Genomic DNA, 18,433 nt, shown 5'->3' with positions numbered 1-18,433 from the left:
GATGGCACCGGCGCCTGGTCGCGAAGAAGTGGACCTTGTGCCGCTCGAAAAGTCATCGCCGCTGGTAGAGCGAGGGCACCGTCGTCTGCGGGAGCATGGCCGGGTGATCGTGTCCCTGCTGTACAAGGTGCCCCGGAAGCTGCTGTCCGTCCCGGCGGTGTTGCTGCGCAGTCAAGCGGCGAAGGACGCCGAACTGCTCGTCCTGCGCCACGAGAACGCCGTACTCCGACGGCAACTCGCCAGTCCAGTCCTCTACGAGCCCGCGGACCGGCTCTGGTTCGCCGCCCTGTCCGCGCTGGTGGATCGCCGCCGGTGGCGAGAGGTCTTCCCGGTCACGCCGGGCTGCGGGGTGCCAGAACTCTGCACTGGGGTGCTGAGCTGCGGCGATCGCGCACCATGTGCTGCAGGAGCATGATCGTGAGGCATGGCGCTACGACTGCTTTACCTGATCTTCGTCCGACTCAGTGACTGGCTGGTCCTGCTCGGCCGGTCCTCCGCGGCCAAGGACGTCGAGTTGCTGGTACTGCGGCACGAAGTCGCCGTGCTGCGCCGGACCAACCCTCGCCCGCGACTGGATTGGGCCGATCGTGCGGTGCTCGCCGCGTTGGTGCGACGCCTACCCGACTGGTTACGACACCACCGGCTGGTGACGCCGGGCACCGTCCTGCGATGGCACCGACGCCTCGTCGCGAAGAAGTGGACCTACCCGAACCGCACCGGCCGACCACCGATCGACGATGCCGCGGTGGCGTTGATCGAGCGGATGGCCCGGGAGAACGCCGGCTGGGGCTACCGCCGGATCCAGGGCGAACTGCTCAAACTCGGCTACCGGGTAGCCGCCTCGACCATCCGCCGCGTGCTCAAGCGCCTACGCATACCGCCCGCACCCGAGCGCGACACCGACACGTCGTGGCGGCGATTCCTGCGCGCCCAGGCCGCGAGCATGTTGGCCTGCGACTTCTTCCACGTCGACTGTGCCGTCACCCTCAAGCGGGTCTACGTGTTCTTCGTGATAGAGGTCGCCACCCGCTACGTCCACATCCTCGGCGCCACTACCAACCCAGACGGAGCATGGACCACCCAACAAGCCCGCAACCTGCTCATGGACATCAGAGACCGGGCAGACGACCTCCGGTTCCTCATTCGGGACCGGGCCGGCCAATTCACCGCCTCGTTCGACGCGGTCTTCTCCGGCGCAGGCATCCAGGTCGTGAAGATCCCACCACGGTGTCCACGAGCCAACGCCTACGCCGAGCGGTTCGTCGGCACCGTCAGACACGAAGTCACCGACCGCCTGCTCATCATCAACGAACACCACCTGCGCACGGTGCTGAACCGCTACACGACCCACTACAACCACCGACGACCCCACCGAGCACTGCAACTCGCACCACCACGACCAGACCCACCGACCGCAGAGCCGGGCTACACCTCGATACGCCGCCGACCAGTCCTCGGCGGCCTGATCAACGACTACGAACCCACAGCAGCATAAACCCAGGTCAGGTCCTGTGGCCGACTTTTGACACCCCACAGGGTAAGTCTACGCCGCAACCACGATCTCCACCGCCAGGCCGATGGGGTGATCAAGCTGTACGGCGCGAACAGGCTGCTACCTCGAACCCGCACGACTCTGCTGGTTGTACGCCGACCAGGCCCATCAATCGGCGTGTAACACCACCATGTCGACTTGCGACTAACTGGTACGACGTAAGTGGGTGATGCGATGCCTACCGTCCCAATAATCCTCACCGTGGTAGTGATCGTCTCGGCGTTGACGCTGGCCATGTGCGGCGAGCGTGCCGTGGCCAGCGATGCGACTGCAGCCATTCAACTGGCGAGGCAGATCTTCGGAGCGGCCATGGCTACCGCTAGTAGGCAGTCGCGCGATCATGGGGTAGTGACCGTGACTGTTGACCCACCTTGCGGCGCGCAGCAGTCCCAGCGGCAGTCCATTGTGGTTCTCGACGCACCTGGCGCGGTCTTGAAACACCGGATACAAGTGGTTGAAAGCAAGGCTGGTCAGCCCCTTGCGATCGATTTCGGACTCAAGACACGCACCGTTAACAAGATAAGCGTCGAAATATCGGTGTACGACGCTCGAACGTTGACAGCCCTAGCCCGACTCAACGTCATCGTGCCACCGGCGCATCCGGACCCGAGCCTTGCGCGAATCTTGAGGAACGCGCTGGAATCGACCAAAGTGCGGAGGTCGAGAAAATGACCGGCCCATCTGCCGGGCTGCGTTCGGCGCCTCGAGACCCAACCGATCCCGGCCACGACCTCATCGCCCTAGAGACGAAGAACACGACGCAGCCACGTGCGTGGGTCGTCAACTCCCGCGGATCTTACATAGCGGCGCCGTTCAGTATCAGCTCCGACGAACTGGACGAAATGGCGCTTGAACTACTGCAGGCTTGGCAAGGCGAGATCGGCGTAACGAACGCGGATACACCCATGCAGCGCTCGCTACACCAGGAAGAGTCGGAAGCCGGACGGCTCCGCACAGTATTGGCCGCTCATGGAAATCTCGTTCTATTGAGAATCCTCGAAGCGATCGGTCAGCCGATGCGGGATGTCGTCGAGAGCCTGATCGAGCGACATATCAATAAGATCGAATCTGATCGGCGTGCCCTCGTGTTCATGTCAGACACCCTGTTCCCGTGGCGTATGCTATACGCTGATCCAAAGGTTCCAGATCGAGAAGTCGCCTTTGACGATCAACCGGGAAGCGTCGCTCCGAATGGATTTCTTGGCATGGTCGGCGTTGTCGACCATCAACCACTTATCACCAGTCCTCCGAGACGGTCTCATGGTAGGATTGTACCAATTGCAATGCATCCTGGATTCAGCAAGCTTCCGGGCGGGCGCGCCGATGTCCAGCGGGCGCTCGAGTCAAGGTTGGGACTGGAATTGCAGTTCGCAGACGACGAGATCGATTTTGGTCGCGCAATAGCGACCGATGAGGCGGCACTCATCTATGCGTTCTGTCACGGAAGATTTCGTGATGCTACCGGCGGGCGGGCAGTGCAAGAATTGATCTTGCACCGTAAGCCGGTTCACGCTCAATTTTTTGAGGTCGTCCTACGTCGACTCAAGACACGCTTTTCCACTGCCCCGATAGCGTTCATCAACGCCTGTCAAGGCGGTGTTGTGAACGCTGCACATCCATCGACCGTGATAGATTTTCTTCGCGCCAAGGGTGCCGTCGGAACGGTCGGCCCGCTAGTAGACATGCCTACCTGCTTCGGAGGCGAGTTCGGTGCCGAGTTGATCGGCAAATTGGCTGGCGGATGCTCGCTGAGCGTTGCTCTTCTCGAAGCTACCCGAACCTTTATGCTTCGCGACCTTAATCCGCTCGGGCTTGCCTATGCGTCGATTGAGGGCAGAAATTCACACCTTCCGGTGGACCGTGTAGAACGGAGATAGTAATGATGACATCGAAGAAATTGAATATGTCTACCCAGGGCCTCGTGGCACCCATTATGGGAATTCTCATACTCGCCGGGTTCGGACTGTTCGTCCTGTACATGCTCGGCCGCCTAGACCTTGGCGAAACAGCCTGGGCACGAGCGATTTATCTTTTTTCCGGAGTGGAGGCGGTCGCTTTTTCTGCTGCGGGATACTTCTTTGGCACGCAGGTGCAGCGCGGTAAGGTGGAGGAGGCCAAAAAGGAGGCCCAGACCGCCGAGCAGGTGAAGGAGGCGGTTACCGCGGCGGCCAAGTCGGAGCGACGTGCTTCGCGAGTTCTTGCTGAAGGGATTGTTGATTCCGCAGGTTCCGGTGGCGGGCTCATGAACGATTCATCCAACTCTACGCTCGTCGCACAAGCTCGAGCACTCCTCGCTGACTGACGGAGCACCACGAGCGACCGTGTGGGTGAAGCCGGTTGGCGTGGCACCGACTTCATCGGGGTGATATCAGCAGTCCGGTTTTTTCATGATCCCTGCTGCCGTCGACGACTCGTTCAAGGAGCAGGATCCGAGACCGACGAGCGCCTTGAAGGGTTGATCAAGCGTGAACACGGCTAGGACCCGATCTACGTCCACATCCCTCGGCGCTACCACGAACCCCGACGGGGCATGGACCATCCAACCAGCCCGCAATCTATTGATGGACCTCGGTGACCGGGCAGACGACTTCCGGTTCCTCATCCGCGACCGAGCCGGCCAGTTCACCGCCTCGTTCGACACGGCCCTCTCCGGCGCAGGCGTCCAAGTCGTGAAGATCCCGCCACGGTGTCCACGAGCCAACGCCCACGCCGAACGGTTCATCGGCACCGTCAGACGAGAAGCCACCGACCGACTGCTCATCATCAACCAACACCACCTGCGAGCGGTCCTGAACCACTGCGCGACCCACTACAACCACCGCCGACCACACCAAGCCCTACAACACCACGGCCGGACCATCCGACCGCAGAGCCGGGCTGGACCTCGATACGTCGCCGACCAGTCCTCGGCGGCCTGATCAACGAGTACGAACCCAAAGCGACATAAGCTCAGGTCAGGCTATTTGGCTGGCTTTTGGCACCCCACAGGCGGCGCGAGCACAGGTCCATCACGGTGGCCAGGTAGAGGAACGTGCCGTCGGCGATCGGCAGATAGGTGATGTCGCCGACGTAGCGGGTGTTGGGCATCTCGGCGGTGAAGTCGCGTCCGAGCAGGTCGGAGGCCTTGACCGCCGTCGGGTCGGCGAGGGTGGTGCGGTGCCGGCGGCGCAGCCGCAGCCCGGCCAGGCCGATGCCGCGCATCACGCGGGCCACGCGCTTGTGGTTGACGCGGTCTCCGGTGTCGCGCAGTTCGGCGGTGATCCTCGGGACGCCGTAGGTGCCGGCGGACTCGCGATGGATCACCCGGATGCGGTCGGCCAGGCGCGCATCGTCCGCGACGCGGGCGGCCCGGTCGGGCGCGGTGGCCTTCCAGTGGTAGTAGCTGGACCGGGCGACCCCGATGACCTGGCACAACCGCTTCACGCCATATTGGCGTCGGTTTTCGGAGACGAACCCGAAGCGGTTCACCAGCGCGTCTCCCCTGCGAAATACCGGGCTGCCTTGCGCAGGATGTCGCGTTCCTCCTCCAGCTCGCGGATCCGCCTGCGCAGCGCGGCGTTCTCGTCCTCCGGCGAGGCTGGCGCCGAGGCGCTCGCAGTGGGTGCTCCGGTGCGTTGTGCGTCGTCGAGGCGGATCCAGTTGCGCAGCGTCTCGTGGTTGACCCCGAGGTCCTGGGCCACCGATTTGATCGTCGCGCCGGGGCGGGACCGGTACAGCGCGACCGCCTCGGCCCGGAACTCCGGCGGGTAGTGCTTCATCACCATCTGAACGGGACTCCTGTCCACCCGGATCGTCAGGATCCAAGTGTGTCTGGTGCCCAACATCCAGGGTCAAGTCCCGGTCAGGCGTGGCCGCTTGTTGTGTTCTCAATGTTCGAGCGGATCGTTCTGGTCACGCGGTGGTCGGGGCCCAGCACCCGCTCGGCATCGGCCAGGGTTTCCTTGAACAGCGGGATGGCGCGTCCCAGGTCACCCGCCGCATAGTAGGCGCCAGCCAGGTTGACGCGTGAGGTCAGTGTGTTGGGGTGGTCGGGGCCCAGCACTCGCTGCCGGTCGGTCAGCGTCGCCTCGAACAGCGGGATCGCACGCTCCAGATCACCTGCCGATTCGTAGGCGCGGGCCAGGTTGTTCCGCGAGATCAGCGTGTGCGGGTGGTCCGGGCCCAACACGCGCTCGTAGTCGGCCAGCGTTGCCTCGAACAGCGGGATCGCACGCTCCAGGTCACCTGCCGACCGGTAGGCGTAGGCCAGGTTGTTCAACGAGATCAGTGTGTTGGGGTGGTCGGGGCCCAGCACTCGCTGCCGGTCGGTCAGCGTTGCCTCGAACAGCGGGATCGCGCGCCCCAGATCACCCGCCGATTCGTAGGCGCGGGCCAGGTTGTCGCGTGAAGTCAGCGTGTGTGTGTGGTCGGGGCCAAGCACCCGTTCGAAATCGGCCAGCGTTGCCTCGAACAGCGGGATGGCACGCTCCAGGTCACCCGCCAACCGGTAGGAGCCGGCCAAGTTGTTGCGTGAGGTCAGTGTGTTGGGGTGGTCGGGGCCCAGCACCCGCTGCCGATCGGCCAGCGTCGCCTCGAACAGCGGGACCGCACGCTCCAGGTCACCCGCAGACCGGTAGGCGTAGGCCAGGTTGTTGAGCGAGGTCAGCGTGTCGGGGTGGTCCGGGCCCAGCACCCGCTGCCGATCAGCCAGCGTCGCCTCGAACAGCGGGACCGCACGCCCCAGATCACCCGCCGACTCATATGCACAGGCCAGGTTGTCGCGCGAGATCAGCGTGTGCGGGTGGTCCGGACCCAACACCCGCCCGAAATCGGCCAGCGTCGCCTCGAACAGCGGGACCGCACGCTCCAGGTCACCCGCAGACCGGTAGGCGTAGGCCAGGTTGTTGAGCGAGGTCAGCGTGTCGGGGTGGTCCGGGCCCAGCACCCGCTGCCGATCAGCCAGCGTCGCCTCGAACAGCGGGATCGCACGCCCCAGGTCACCCGCGGACCGGTAGCCGCAGGCCAGGTTGTTGAGCGAGGCCAGCGTGTCGGGGTGGTCGGGGCCGTGGAGGCGTTGGCGGCCGTGGACGGCGCGGGTGAACACAGCGACGGCTGTGGTGGTGTCGTCCTGGCCGTCCAGGTAGAGGCCGAGGCGGTCGGCGAGTTCGCAGAGCGATTCGGTGTCGGTGTCGGTGTCGGTGCGGCCGAGCAGTGCCCGCGCGTGGGGCAGCACCGCCCGGAAGACGGGCCAGTCGGCGGGCAGACGGTGGTCGGCTCCGGCGAGGGCTGCAGTGAGGGCAGCGGTGGTGGTCTCGCGGGCGTGGGCGATGTCCGTGGGTTGGCGGTGGGGGTCGGTCGGGTCGGGGGTGCGGGTGACGGCTTGGACCAGGCGGTGCACGCCGATGGTGTCGCCGGTGAGGGTGATCATGCTGTAGGCGGCCAACCGGCCCAGCGCCTCCGACAGGTCCGGCTCGTCGAACGCGCCCGCGACCAGCGCGCGGGGGATGGCGTCGGGGGCGTACCAGGCCAGGTGTCGCAGCAACTGGCTGGCCAGGGGCGTGTCGGCGAGGCGGTCGAGGGTGACGTGCCAGATCCGGGCCATGGAGCGCGGGGCGTCCCCGCCCTCTGCGGTCGCGGTGAACATCCGCGCCGGAATCCTCGCCAGCAGCTCCAGGTAGGCGACCGGGGTGATCCGAGTTTGGGCGATATAGGCGCCGGCCTGCTCGACCGCAAGAGGCAGCCACCCCAACTCCGCGCACAGCCGGTCAGCGCCCGTGAGGTCGGCCTCCGGCCACTCCGCGCGCACGATCCGGTTCAGCAGCTCCACGGCCTGCTCCGCGGGCAGCACGTCCAGCGGCACCGGCTCGGCCACCCCGCCCCAGCCGCCGCCCCGCCGGCTGGTGATCAGCACCGTGCCCGTACGCACCCGCGCCAACAACCCCGCCACATCGGCCGGGACGGTGAGGTTGTCCAGCACCAGCAACCAACCGTCCTGAGCGGCCAACCACCGCACCGCCGACTCGGTCCGCCGCTCCAACGGCACTCCCGCCAACTCGGGCACCAGCGCCACCGCCAGGTCGGCCAGACCGGTGTCGATCGCGGCCGGCGAGTCCGCCGTCACCCACCACACCGGCGCGAACCGGCGGGCGTGCCGCTCGGCGAAGCGCGCGGCCAGAGTGCTCTTGCCCACCCCTCCTAAACCATGCACCGCCACCACAACCGCACGTCCCGACCCGGCCAGCGCCGCGTCCAACCGCGCCAACTCCCCGTCCCGACCCACGAACACCCCCGAGGACACCGGCACCCGGCCCACCCCCGACGGCGGCGACACCGACTCCATCCCCTGCACACCGTGACCACCCACCACTACATCACCGTGGAACGTGACATCCCGACCGGCCTGCAACACCACCGACCGCCCCGACACCTCGGCGGACTGGATCACCCGCCCCGCCTCACCACCCATCCCCACCGCCCCGTCGACACCACGGCCAGCCGATCACCCACACCACAACCCAAACCCATCTCGACGACAACGCACTAATGCGGTCACCTCACCCACGCAAGACGCATTCACCGAACGTTCATGCCGCGATGCGGGAGACGCGCTCCGAGACATCTCGTCACAATGCGTGCGGTCTCCGAGGCGGGGCCACTTCAAGCTGCCCTGCTGGGGCCTCTTCAGACCGCCAGAGCCAAGCGGGACAACGAAACTCGAAAAGCCGGCCACGAAGCCGGCCACGACGGCCGACACGACGACAGCACGACCGAGCAGCGGCCCTCCCAGCACGGTGCCGTTCAGCGTCGCACCGGGCCGCACGCACTGTCTGCGAGCCTGCTCGGGATTGACCCGACCGCCGAGCGACTCCATACGACGGCGGTGTCGCCGAACCGCTCTGGAGCTATGCCGGAATCAAGGCCCGGGCCACCGCCGCGAATGAAGCCCATGCCGATTGCAGGTGCGGCGGCGGGGAGAACCCGGTGCGCCGGTGCCGTCTCAGCCAGGCCGAGACGGCACCGGCGCCGGTGCCGGTCACATGGCGGTGGACGAGGATAAAGCCCGCCAGGGAATTTCTACTGCTCCGGGGTTTGTCCAGCACCTACCGCTTCTCCGAAGGGAGCACACCCGTGTTCGTCTTCTGACCAGACCCGATCGAGCCGGTGCAGATAGACGTTGGCCAGCAACGGGGACACCACCCCGCCCTGCGGAGTACCGGTGACCGACCGCCGGACCTGGTCATCCTGCATGACACCGGCGCGCAGCATCGCACGCAGAAGCCGCAGCACACCCTGGTCACAGATGCGTTCCTCGACCGCTTGCATCAACTTCTCGTGCGGAATCGCCCCGAAACAGTCGGAGATATCCGTCTCCACCACCCATCGCCTACCCTGCCAGGACTCGTCGATCAAGACCTGGAGGGCGTCGTGCGCCGACTTCTTCGGACGGAACCCGAAGCTGCACGGCAGAAACCCGGCTTCGAAGATCGGCTCGAGCACGATCTTCAGCGCCGCTTGCACGATGCGGCCACGGACCGAAGGAATGGACAACGGACGTTGCTCACTCGTACCGGGCTTGGGAATCAACACCCGCCGGGCCGGCGACGGCCGCCACTGTCCGTTCCTCAACTCCTCGGCAACCTCGCCCAGGAGCCGATCGACGCCGTACTCCTCGATGTCGGCCAGGGTGGTTCCATCGATACCCGGCGCGCCATCGTTTCGGCGCACCGCCGCCCACGCCCGCCACAGGACGTCTCTGCGATAGACCTTGTCCCGCAGCGCATGAAACCGTCGTCCCGGATCAGTCTTGGCCGACCGGTAAAGCGCGTGCTGCAAGGCACGAACCGAGTCCATAGTGGACCCCGACGCGGTGGAACTAGCCTGACCGACACTCACCGGGCCCCTCCTCCCAGACACCGCACGTGTAGCCGAAGCTGCCGGTGCCCTCCACGCCGGCCTGTCGGAGTTCGCCGAAGCCCGCGGCCCAGCCCCACAATGCCCGGTGGTGGGCGTCGTCGGTGGGGAATTCGGCGATACCCAGTCGGCGCCCGAGCTGGTCCAGCGCGACGGCGACATGGAGATCCTTGTGGGTGTCGACGCCGAGGGTGACAACACAGGTTGCAGACACGCGATTCCTGTCCGTTGGAGACGACCGGAGGTGCGATCGGCGGTCCGCCCGCGGACAGGACACTCACCATGCAGGGCAACGCCCCTATCGGGTCACGCACGCGAGGCCGCGATCGCGGCGAGGGACACCGCTCCGAAGCCGACAGATCAACGCATCGGCACCCGAAGGGCCCGTCGTAACACGGGTCAGACTCCGAAGCGGCGTCCATACCCATCATCCACCGGCACCACCCACGAAGCCACTCATATGACGAGTCAAGCTCCCGAGCGGTGACCCTCACCTATGATCCTGGACTGAGTGTCATACGAGTCGCCGACAGACCCCATCGACGGCAGAATCCCGTTGTCTGCCAACCGTTGCGTGAATCGGAAGGCCGTGTAGGTCGACCCGCGGTCGCTGTGGTGGATCAGCTGCCCGTCGCGCACGTCGCGGGACCAGATGGCGTATTCCAGGGCGCCGAGCACGAGGTCGGTGTCGCAGCGGTCGCTGGTTTTCCAGCCGACGATCCGGTTGGAGAAGGCGTCGCGGACGGCCGCGAGCCAGAAGGTGCCCTCGCCGGTGCGGATCCGGGTGGCGTCGGCGACCCACAACCGGTCCGGCGCGGGCGCGGTGAAGTCCCGGTTCACCCGATCGGGCGCCGGTGCGGCTCGTGGATCCCGCCTGGTCGACGGTGTGCGCCACTGTTTACGCAGGAAGGCGCCCTGCAGTCCGGCCTGGCGCATCAGCCGCTCGACCCGCTTGCGCGACACGCGGACACCCCGACGCCGCAGCACCTGGTGCACCCGCGGGCTGCCATAGGTGCCGCCCGAGGCTGCGTGAATGTCGATGATCTCGGTGGTGACCGCCTCGTTCTCGCGCTCACGGCGGGACGGGTCGGCCTGCCGGGCCACCCAGCCGTGGTAGGTGGACGAGGCGACACCGAGGACCCGGAGGACGAACTCGACCCCGAAGCGGCCGCGAAGCTGCTCGACGAGCTTCACGACCGTCGCCGGGTCGGGTCGAGTTCCGCCGCGAAAAACGCGGACGCGGTCTTGAGGATTTCGTTGGCCCGCTTGAGTTCCGCGTTCTCTTTACGGAGGCGGCGCAGCTCCTCCGACTCGGTCGCGGTGGGCCGGTCGTCCCGCTCGCCGCGGTCGGCCTCGTCCTGCCGGATCCAGTTCCGCAGCGCCTCGTGGTGCACGCCCGGCTGCTCGGCCAGGCGCCGGATCACCGGCTTGGGGTCCGACACTCCCGGTACAGCCGGACCGCACGGGACCTCAGCTCCTCGGGGTACTTCTTCGGTGGTGCCACGGACGACTCCCTTCAGGCCCTATCGGACCATGTCTGGAAAGCCACCGGGCTACCGGGGGAACCTCACCTGCGTCGTGACTCCTGCAGCTCGGTCGCGTGACCAGCGAAAACGTTAACTACCCGGCCCCGGCTGCCTTCCCCGCTGGCTGATACAGCCCTGCGCTTGCCCGGCTTAAGAGGCAACGCCCCACGTGGGACGGGACAGGGCGGAGCCCCGCCCCGTCCCCCACGGGCGGCTACTCGGGTGCGGACAGCCCGAAACTTGACTCCACCACCAGACTGCCGGTGTAAAACCGCTGGTCAGCCCTGTTCCCATCCTTTGGTACTCCCGCCCGAGGTCCGGCCCCACGGCTCCCCTGGGCAGGCGGCATTCGTCGACGCCCTCACGGACCTCACAATGCTGCGACACACGCCAGGTTGCTGCTGATGGCGGATCTGGTTACGTGTCAACGACACACAGACCACGGCGTCGTCCGCTTCCAGAGCGCGGCGGTCCGCAGCGATCGCTCTAGCGACTCGCATCGGACCACTCTTCTGCCCAGTGCACGGTGTTGTGTCGGTTCCAGTAGTGCGGACTCAGCCCTGACAGCGCAACCTTGTCGGCCCCACGTGCCATCATCGAGCAGCCCGAGCTGACGAACCTCATCTTCGGTCGGGCCAGCACGTTGGCTCGAGGCAGACTAAGGAAGCACATGGACCTGAGGTCGACGCACTACGGCTACGCGTACCAGGACCTCATCACGGGTATCGCGCTCGTCGACCTCGTGCTAGGCACGACCGAAAGCTTCGCGGTCGACACCAAGGGTTTCAAAGGTGACCGTTTCGACGATCTGACCATCGGCTACCGGACCGGTGAGCGAGTCCGCATTCAGATCAAGCACACGACACAGGATCGTGAGCTGTCGAAAGACAGCTTCTCGGCAGATGGGAGAAGCCTCCGCATCGACCTGCTGTTCACGTCTTTGTTGTCCGACCTGGGCCGGCACCCCGGCACTGAGTACCGGGTCGTCCTCCGCGACGGCAGGCCGGACGCACAGCTCGCCGAGGTCCTTGAACCGACGAACGCGGCGAACGACCCCGGTGATCCGTTGCCCGGCCTCAGCACGGTCAGGTTCAAGTTCAACCCGACAGCCTTGCAGGCGAAATCCCTTTGGCAGAAAAAGCTGTCCACCTTCACAGCGCAGGAGATCCACGCGGCGTGCGAACGCCTCACGATCGACACCAGCGCTCCGGCCTCGACGATCGACTTCTCCGCACCCGGCCCCGCTGAGCGCGTGCTCCTCTGGCGCGTCACCGAAGAACTCGGCGCGGGCCGCACCCCCAACGCCCACGTCTCACCTGACTACGTGGCCCTCGCCCTGACCCACGCGGCTACCGGCTCACGAGCACTCGACGGTCACGTAGCACGAGAACACGTGTTGCCTCAGGTCGGACTTGCGACCGACTTCGGTGCTGTCGCCGAAGGACACCCCGTCGAAGCGGCCGTGGTCGTACCGAGGGCTGACGCAAGCGCCGAAGTACGTCAGCAGGTTGACGTCGTGGCCCCGAACGGTGGCCGCGTCGTCGTGACCGGCGAGCCTGGCGCCGGCAAGTCCTGGCTGTGCGAACAACTCGCGGACACGTATCGCGACGAAGGCTGGGTCGTCGCTCGACACCACTGCTGGCTCGGCGCAACCGACACCAGCCGTGAGCAACGCGTCCTCGCCGACGTCGTCATCGGTAGCCTTCTGCGACAGCTTGAGCAACACGTGCCCGAGGCCACCGCGGACCTGCGTCCCAGATTTGCCGCGACACCCGAGGCTCTTACCTCGGCACTCCGAAACTGCCGCAAGGCACGCCCCGGCCAGAGCGTGCTCCTCATCGTCGACGGGCTCGACCACGTCGACCGGGTCCTCGGCAGATCGGCCGGCTGGCGGACAGACCCGTCACTTCACCTGGTCGATCAGCTCACCGCGATCGACCTCCCGGCCGGCGTCTGCGTGCTCATCGCCAGCCAACCCGGTTCTCACCTGGCCAACGCAAGACCGTCTTCAGGCGTTCCAGTTCAGATGCCCCGCATGTCGTGGTCGGAGATGCGGGTTCTCGCCACCAAGCACGGCCTCTTCACCGACTCTGCGAGAGTCGGTCCGCTAGGGGAGAGCGAACAGGCAGTCGTCGATCTGCTCCACGAGCGATCAGGCGGCAACGCGCTGTACGCCACCTATCTGTGCCGGTATGCGAGCCGCACCTCACCGCTTGACGGCGGAGACCCGGGCACGGTTCAGGATCTCCTGCGCAGGCTGAAACGAGTTCCCGACACGGCTACCGACATCGACACGTACTACGAGTACCTGCTGAGCGCTGTGACCGGCGACCAGATGCTTGCGATCGGCACTCTCGCGCTGTGCGACTTCGCCTTGTCGGCAAGCGAGCTCGGCGAACTGCTGCCCCCGATCGTGAAGCCACTTCTAGAACCTGCTCTGAAGACCCTCGCGCCGGTGCTGACCTCACTACCGGGTCTCGGTGGCCTGCGCGTCCATCACGAGAGCTTCAGCCGTTACATCCTGCGCGACAAGGACATCGCATGGGTCACATCCGTTCGTGAACACGCAGCCGTGTGGCTTGCGGGGCGCGGGTTCTTCGCCGACGCACGGGCGTTTCGGCATCTCCCCGAGTTGCTCGCTCAGCTGGGCCGGTATGACGAACTGAAGGCACTCGTTCAGCCGGGGTTCGTCGCGGAGGGCATTCGTGCGTTCCAGCCACCAGAGGCGCTTAAGCGTGTCGTCGGCACCGTGTCTCGTGAAAGTGAAGCGAGGCTTGACTGGCCAACGCTGATCACCTGTGTCGAGACCCGCAAGGCGATCGACACCTACGAGCTTGACTCGCTGGCGAACTCGATTGCCGAGTACTCGGACGTCGTGGTCGCGATCGTAGGTGCCGATGTGGTAGCGGAACGACTCGTTTACGAGGGCCGACCCACGCTCTCCGAGGAGTGGGGACTTCGCCTTTGCGCTGCGGTCGACCGCGCCGGGGCGGCAGCTCCGTGGAAGGCATATCTCGACGCCCGCGAGTCAGATCCGAGTCGCCGACGCACCGCCGGCTCCGACCACGACGGTGCTGTCCACCTCGCCGTACAGCTTGGTGAACTTCGCCTCCGCAATCAGCGCGGTGACATCCCACCGGACCTGGCCGAGCAGGTGGCCGCGAACCTCGAACTCGACCACAAGGCCACGCTCGAGAACCTCGTCGAGGTCTTCACTGCAGGCCTCACGACGGGTGCGATGCCTGACGTCGCTGCAGCGATGACCAACACCGACAAAGCCGCCCAGGTTTACGTCACACTTGCCGACCTCGCTGCGGCTGGTACGCCGGGTCTTCCGGACCCCGCTCACCTCGCTCACCTCGCGTGGACGCTGGCACCTGCTCTCGATATCGTTGCATATCTGAAGTACGGCATTCCCCCGGCCGACGTTCTGGCAGGCCTGGGGACGACCGATCTCGAAGCAGACATCGAGGCCGCCACCAGCGCCGTCCTTGCAGGCCCAGGCGTCGATCACCGCACCGTCGAATGGTGGCTTTCGCTCCTCACTCTCGCGCACGTCCTGGATCGGGCAACGCCTATCAGGTACGTCGGCCAGCTTGGTGGCGTCGGCTTCTACCGCGCCTGGCTGCGGTACGCCGTCATGACACTCGGGATCGCGGATGACGTCGCCGCTGGCGTCACGACCGCGGAAACAGCCTCTACCGCTGTCCTAGTCGCGCTTGCAGACCTCGCTGCGGAAGCCCATCCGTTCACAGGTGATCCACGCGCCTGCGACCTGTACTCGATTCACCCGCTCGTGCACCAAGTCATCGAGAAGTCCCTCGTCGTCATTCGTCCCAAGGACCTCGACGCTGTGCTCGTCCACCTTGTCGAGATAGCTGACGGCACCACGACTACAACCAACTTCGGACTGCCGGAAAACGGGCCGCTCGCTACCAACGATCTCCTGGCGATCCTGGCTCGTGTCTCCGACCACATAGGCGCTGGCGCTGTGCACACGTTGTTGAACGTCGTCCGCGCCCGACGCCGGGACAGCCACACGCAGTACAGCGTCACAGCCAACTTCGAACTCGCGACTGCCCGAATCTACCTTGCAGCAGGCGCGATCGACGAAGTCGACGAGTGCTGGCGTCGCGCATCCCTGCTCCTCGCGAGCTACGGCGGGCACAAAGATCCCACTCTGGCCGAGATCATCGACAGTCTCGACGATCTCGCGGACGTGAACGTCCTCACCGCTCAGGCGTGCTTGGGAAAGCTGGTAGATCTTGTATACCTGGTTCGGCAGCACACCAACGGCCGCAGCACCTCACATTTCGTGAATCAGTGGTGGGAGAAGGCCGCGGCAATCGATCCGACAGCTGCCGCCATGGATGCCGCGGATGTCCTGCTCAGCGAGATCGGGTTCGACGACGTACGCGCGCACACCGCACACGCGGAACTGCTCACAAACCTGATCATGACCGCCGACCCGATGGTGCTCGCAGCTCTCCGCCTCACCCTCGGCACGGAGTGGCGCTTCCCCGAAACCGACCTCCACCTTCTCATCCGACTCCGAAGTGAACTCGGCAAGACGAACCAGTCCGACACGATGCTCACCATCGTCGCGAACAACATCACGGCAACTTATGACGATCAACCGATGCTGTACTCAAGCGACCAGTCCAAGTCCGTAGTCTCCTCGGAACTCGTCGACGCAGCAGTCCACCTCGGAGGCTCAGCTTTTGCACCTCGGATTCCACGTCGAGAACAGACACGGAACAGCTTGGAATGGAGCCCCAGTCCCAAAGCTGACCCGTTGCAGTTGCAGAAGCGCCTCGTGAATGCTCAACGTCCTTTTGTTCCAGAGGGGCGGACTGGGGCACTCCTCGCAGCGCGCGAACTGAAGTCCCAGCGTTATGGAGGCGACGCCGCCACCAGTTGGGATCTCGACACCGCAACGAACGTCATCGGGTGGCGTATCATCGAGTCGACCATGGTCCATGGGCAAAGATTTGGCATCGAGCTACTTGATGACGTCGCCCACGAACTTGGCTGGTACCGCGACAACAAGGTGTTTGCTGAGATCGGCGAGGGCATCGCCATGCGCTGTGGCGACAACGATGCTTTGCAGACGGTCGCCAGCTACTGCCTGACGCTCGCATACGTTCACATCCGTGGCGGCGGAGGCTGGCGCGCCTTTGCGGGACGAGAGCGCGCAGATCTGTGGCGCAGGGCGTACGAGCTGGACTCTGACACAGCACAGCGCACGCTCGCTGCGGCGGTTGTTCAAACCGTCCGGTCTGATGCCCAGAGCACATACGGAGTGACGCAAGCCGTGATTGCCGCGTTCGCTGCGACGCAAGACAGCACACGAGATGACACAGCAACCGCATGTTGGGAAGCTGCGTTCACCGTGCAGCAACATCGCCTTCCAGGCACGGCGGAACGCGGTGGTCACACATACCGGCCGACCGAGAATCCTCCTTCCCAGCAAGCGATGGACGTCGCGCTGACGACGCTTGCCCTGGCCACCATCGCCCGGCCCCAGCGACAGGAACTGCGGCGGACACTCATCGCCGTGACCCTCTTGGTGACGTGCCGCCCTCCGCTCGCGCAAGCCGCGCTCATCAACGTGCTGCGTTCTGACTTGGACGCCGGCCGCGCTACATGGCTGTTGGACATCGTCCACACCTACCTGCCGATCGGCGCGCTTACTGCCGAAATGGCGGCAGAGCTGACACTGCTGGCTCGCGACGAGCGTCTGTCGGTCCGCGCCCTCGCGAGCCAGGTCCTCGACGTGCAGGGACATCCAGTACCACGTCCACCAGCGACAGAACCCGAACCAAAGATTCGTGCCGTCCACCGCCACACACCGGGAGGGCGCGAATGACCTCGCCGACACCGTCAGAGCGAGCCGAAGGGCTCGTGTCGATGTTTCTCGACGTCCGCTTCGAGGAGGCCGGCGAGCCTCTCGGTTTGCGCGAGGCCGTTGTCGACCGCCTCGCCCAGCGGATCGCCGGTGTCAGCTCGCGTCTCGGGGAACAAATCGACCATCTGAGTTCGTCTTCGTCGGACCAAGTCCCGGACGCCTACCTTGCTGACGAAGAAGCCGTCGAGGACGACCTTCAGACCTGTGCTGCTGGCATCCGAGCCGCGACGGCGATGGAGCGCCTCGTTCCAGATCCTCGCCGCTTTGAGAGGGATCTCGCGCACGGCCTGGCGCCGGACGCACTGTGGGCGCTGCGCAGCGAAGCGTCCAGAGTTCCCCGACCTTCAACCCGGACAGGTCAGCTCGAGTGGTCCCTCTTGCCAATCCCTTGGGTGGAGAAGGATATTCACTGGCCGCCCGCCGGATCGATCGCGCTTGCCGGAGTCCGGCAACTCGCGCGCGACGAGAAGGTGGTGCGTGTCGGCGAACAGCCGTACGAAGGCTGGGTTCAGCTCGGGATGTTCGAACAGCAGAAGACGCTTGCCACCCGTCACCCCGACATCGCCGCCCGTCGTGTACTCGTCACGACCGGACTTGAGATCTGTGAGGAGCAACCTCCCACCGGAAGCATGCCGTTCTCTCAAGCCGCGCCAGATCTCTGGGTTGTCGATTGTGGTCGCCTGGTACCAGGGCTTCATCCCGAACGCGCGCGCAGAATCCTTAGCGCTGTTCAAGGTCCCTTGGTTGCGATCGTCGACTATGAAGGACAGCCCGGTGCTCCAGCGCACAACCGGGGGATCGGCCTCCAACGATTCACCCTCGTCCCCCGCGTCGAAGTGATCGCCCTGCTGGGGCTCCGTCCCGAGACGCCTGCACTGCGCCACGTCCTGGTCGATGACAACGGGCCCGCGATCGTCGGCAGGCAGTGGCGCGGGTTCCTCGTGCACGACGGCAACTTCAGCACGCTCGAGCCTGCTGTCCGTGGTGCTGATCTGATCATTCGGCCGGATCTCTACCACGTTCTGGCCGCTGCCTGCGGCGAGGAGAGGCTCGCGTTGGGGGTGACCGCTAGCCATCGAGAGGTTGCGCTGTCCCCTCATGAGATCGGAGACGGCGACTGAAGCGCGTATGCAGCATGAGGTTGCCGATTGTGCAGGACGACGACCAGTTGGGCACGAGCGGCGTGAAGGCGTTTCGCGGCTTGTCGATCGGGCCTGCCAACCTGGGGCGAGGCGGTCGTCCCGCCCCAGGTAGCCGTCACGGCTGCGAAGACAACTCGAACCGCGATTCAACTACTAGGCTTCCGGTGGGAATCCGCAGGTCAGCCCCGTTCCCATCCTTTGGTACTCCCGCCGGGGATTCGAACCTGCGCACCTACCGCCGAGCCTTTCGTAGCCACCGGCCAACACCACGACCTCGGAGCGCTACGACCGCTGCGGTGCGCCTGCGCGGCCTGCCCGTCCAAGCCCACACGACCCGGTCCCCGTAACCCGAACATGCTGTGCTCCTTGAACACCATCCAGACGACCGCCGCCCGAGGACCACCGCGTCAACCCC

At 65.4% G+C, this 18,433-nt stretch carries 14 protein-coding genes; 8 read left to right on the top strand and 6 right to left on the bottom strand.

What is annotated here, in order from left to right:
• Positions 1 to 103 precede the first annotated feature (103 nt).
• The 6 genes from AB0H12_RS38400 (at position 104) to AB0H12_RS38375 (ending at position 4,470) form a co-directional block, all read left to right on the top strand.
• Positions 104 to 415 (top strand): hypothetical protein, encoded by a 312-nt coding sequence (locus AB0H12_RS38400; protein WP_499629789.1) that lies wholly within the window; start codon positions 104 to 106, stop codon positions 413 to 415.
• A 126-nt stretch (positions 416 to 541) separates the two neighbouring features.
• The gene (locus tag AB0H12_RS38395) at positions 542 to 1,495 is read left to right on the top strand and encodes an integrase core domain-containing protein (protein ID WP_499629787.1); all 954 of its coding nucleotides are present in this window, start codon (positions 542 to 544) and stop codon (positions 1,493 to 1,495) included.
• Between the two features lie 258 nt (positions 1,496 to 1,753).
• Complete coding sequence (locus AB0H12_RS38390) at positions 1,754 to 2,224, top strand: hypothetical protein (protein ID WP_499629785.1); 471 nt, start codon at positions 1,754 to 1,756, stop codon at positions 2,222 to 2,224.
• Complete coding sequence (locus AB0H12_RS38385) at positions 2,221 to 3,429, top strand: hypothetical protein (protein WP_499629783.1); 1,209 nt, start codon at positions 2,221 to 2,223, stop codon at positions 3,427 to 3,429. The genes AB0H12_RS38390 and AB0H12_RS38385 overlap by 4 nt, the downstream gene beginning before the upstream one ends.
• Positions 3,430 to 3,431: 2 nt before the next feature.
• Complete coding sequence (locus AB0H12_RS38380; RefSeq protein ID WP_499629781.1) at positions 3,432 to 3,854, top strand: hypothetical protein; 423 nt, start codon at positions 3,432 to 3,434, stop codon at positions 3,852 to 3,854.
• Positions 3,855 to 4,113: 259 nt separating this feature from the next.
• On the top strand, positions 4,114 to 4,470 hold the full coding sequence (locus AB0H12_RS38375) for an integrase core domain-containing protein (RefSeq protein ID WP_499629780.1): 357 nt from the start codon (positions 4,114 to 4,116) through the stop codon (positions 4,468 to 4,470).
• Between the two features lie 31 nt (positions 4,471 to 4,501).
• Here the strand turns inward: AB0H12_RS38375 and AB0H12_RS38370 are convergent, their stop codons facing one another.
• From AB0H12_RS38370 to AB0H12_RS38345, 6 genes are all read right to left on the bottom strand, one after another.
• Complete coding sequence (locus tag AB0H12_RS38370) at positions 4,502 to 5,020, bottom strand: IS3 family transposase (RefSeq protein WP_499629778.1); 519 nt, start codon at positions 5,018 to 5,020, stop codon at positions 4,502 to 4,504.
• Positions 5,017 to 5,316, bottom strand: coding sequence for a transposase (locus tag AB0H12_RS38365; RefSeq protein ID WP_499629776.1), 300 nt, complete (start codon positions 5,314 to 5,316; stop codon positions 5,017 to 5,019). Before AB0H12_RS38365 ends, AB0H12_RS38370 begins: the two co-directional genes overlap by 4 nt.
• Before the next feature lie 77 nt (positions 5,317 to 5,393).
• The gene (locus tag AB0H12_RS38360; protein ID WP_499629811.1) at positions 5,394 to 7,997 is read right to left on the bottom strand and encodes a tetratricopeptide repeat protein; all 2,604 of its coding nucleotides are present in this window, start codon (positions 7,995 to 7,997) and stop codon (positions 5,394 to 5,396) included.
• A 608-nt stretch (positions 7,998 to 8,605) separates the two neighbouring features.
• Complete coding sequence (locus AB0H12_RS38355) at positions 8,606 to 9,424, bottom strand: reverse transcriptase domain-containing protein (RefSeq protein ID WP_499629774.1); 819 nt, start codon at positions 9,422 to 9,424, stop codon at positions 8,606 to 8,608.
• Positions 9,425 to 9,910: 486 nt separating this feature from the next.
• Positions 9,911 to 10,636 carry an IS3 family transposase gene (locus AB0H12_RS38350; protein ID WP_499629772.1) on the bottom strand — a complete coding sequence of 242 codons (726 nt, stop codon included), beginning with the start codon at positions 10,634 to 10,636 and terminating at the stop codon, positions 9,911 to 9,913.
• The gene (locus tag AB0H12_RS38345; RefSeq protein ID WP_499629770.1) at positions 10,633 to 10,884 is read right to left on the bottom strand and encodes a transposase; all 252 of its coding nucleotides are present in this window, start codon (positions 10,882 to 10,884) and stop codon (positions 10,633 to 10,635) included. The genes AB0H12_RS38350 and AB0H12_RS38345 overlap by 4 nt, the downstream gene beginning before the upstream one ends.
• 754 nt (positions 10,885 to 11,638) lie before the next feature.
• Here AB0H12_RS38345 and AB0H12_RS38340 point away from each other — a divergent pair.
• Together AB0H12_RS38340 and AB0H12_RS38335 are read left to right on the top strand one after the other, a co-directional pair.
• On the top strand, positions 11,639 to 16,837 hold the full coding sequence (locus AB0H12_RS38340) for an ATP-binding protein (RefSeq protein ID WP_499629768.1): 5,199 nt from the start codon (positions 11,639 to 11,641) through the stop codon (positions 16,835 to 16,837).
• On the top strand, positions 16,834 to 17,997 hold the full coding sequence (locus AB0H12_RS38335; RefSeq protein WP_499629766.1) for a hypothetical protein: 1,164 nt from the start codon (positions 16,834 to 16,836) through the stop codon (positions 17,995 to 17,997). Before AB0H12_RS38340 ends, AB0H12_RS38335 begins: the two co-directional genes overlap by 4 nt.
• The last annotated feature ends 436 nt before the right edge of the window (positions 17,998 to 18,433 follow it).

Source organism: Actinosynnema sp. NPDC023794 (assembly GCF_040639675.1).
In the GTDB taxonomy this organism is placed as follows: Bacteria; Actinomycetota; Actinomycetes; order Mycobacteriales; family Pseudonocardiaceae; genus Actinosynnema; species Actinosynnema luteola.
This window is presented reverse-complemented; position numbering and strand designations above follow the sequence as displayed.

Coding starts and splice junctions, on each gene's coding strand:
- AB0H12_RS38385 (WP_499629783.1), top strand. CDS start 2,221: ATGACCGGCCCATCTGCCGGGCTGCGTTCGGCGCCTCGAGACCCAACC.
- AB0H12_RS38380 (WP_499629781.1), top strand. CDS start 3,432: ATGATGACATCGAAGAAATTGAATATGTCTACCCAGGGCCTCGTGGCA.
- AB0H12_RS38375 (WP_499629780.1), top strand. CDS start 4,114: ATGGACCTCGGTGACCGGGCAGACGACTTCCGGTTCCTCATCCGCGAC.
- AB0H12_RS38365 (WP_499629776.1), bottom strand. CDS start 5,316: ATGGTGATGAAGCACTACCCGCCGGAGTTCCGGGCCGAGGCGGTCGCG.
- AB0H12_RS38360 (WP_499629811.1), bottom strand. CDS start 7,997: ATGGGTGGTGAGGCGGGGCGGGTGATCCAGTCCGCCGAGGTGTCGGGG.
- AB0H12_RS38340 (WP_499629768.1), top strand. CDS start 11,639: ATGGACCTGAGGTCGACGCACTACGGCTACGCGTACCAGGACCTCATC.
- AB0H12_RS38335 (WP_499629766.1), top strand. CDS start 16,834: ATGACCTCGCCGACACCGTCAGAGCGAGCCGAAGGGCTCGTGTCGATG.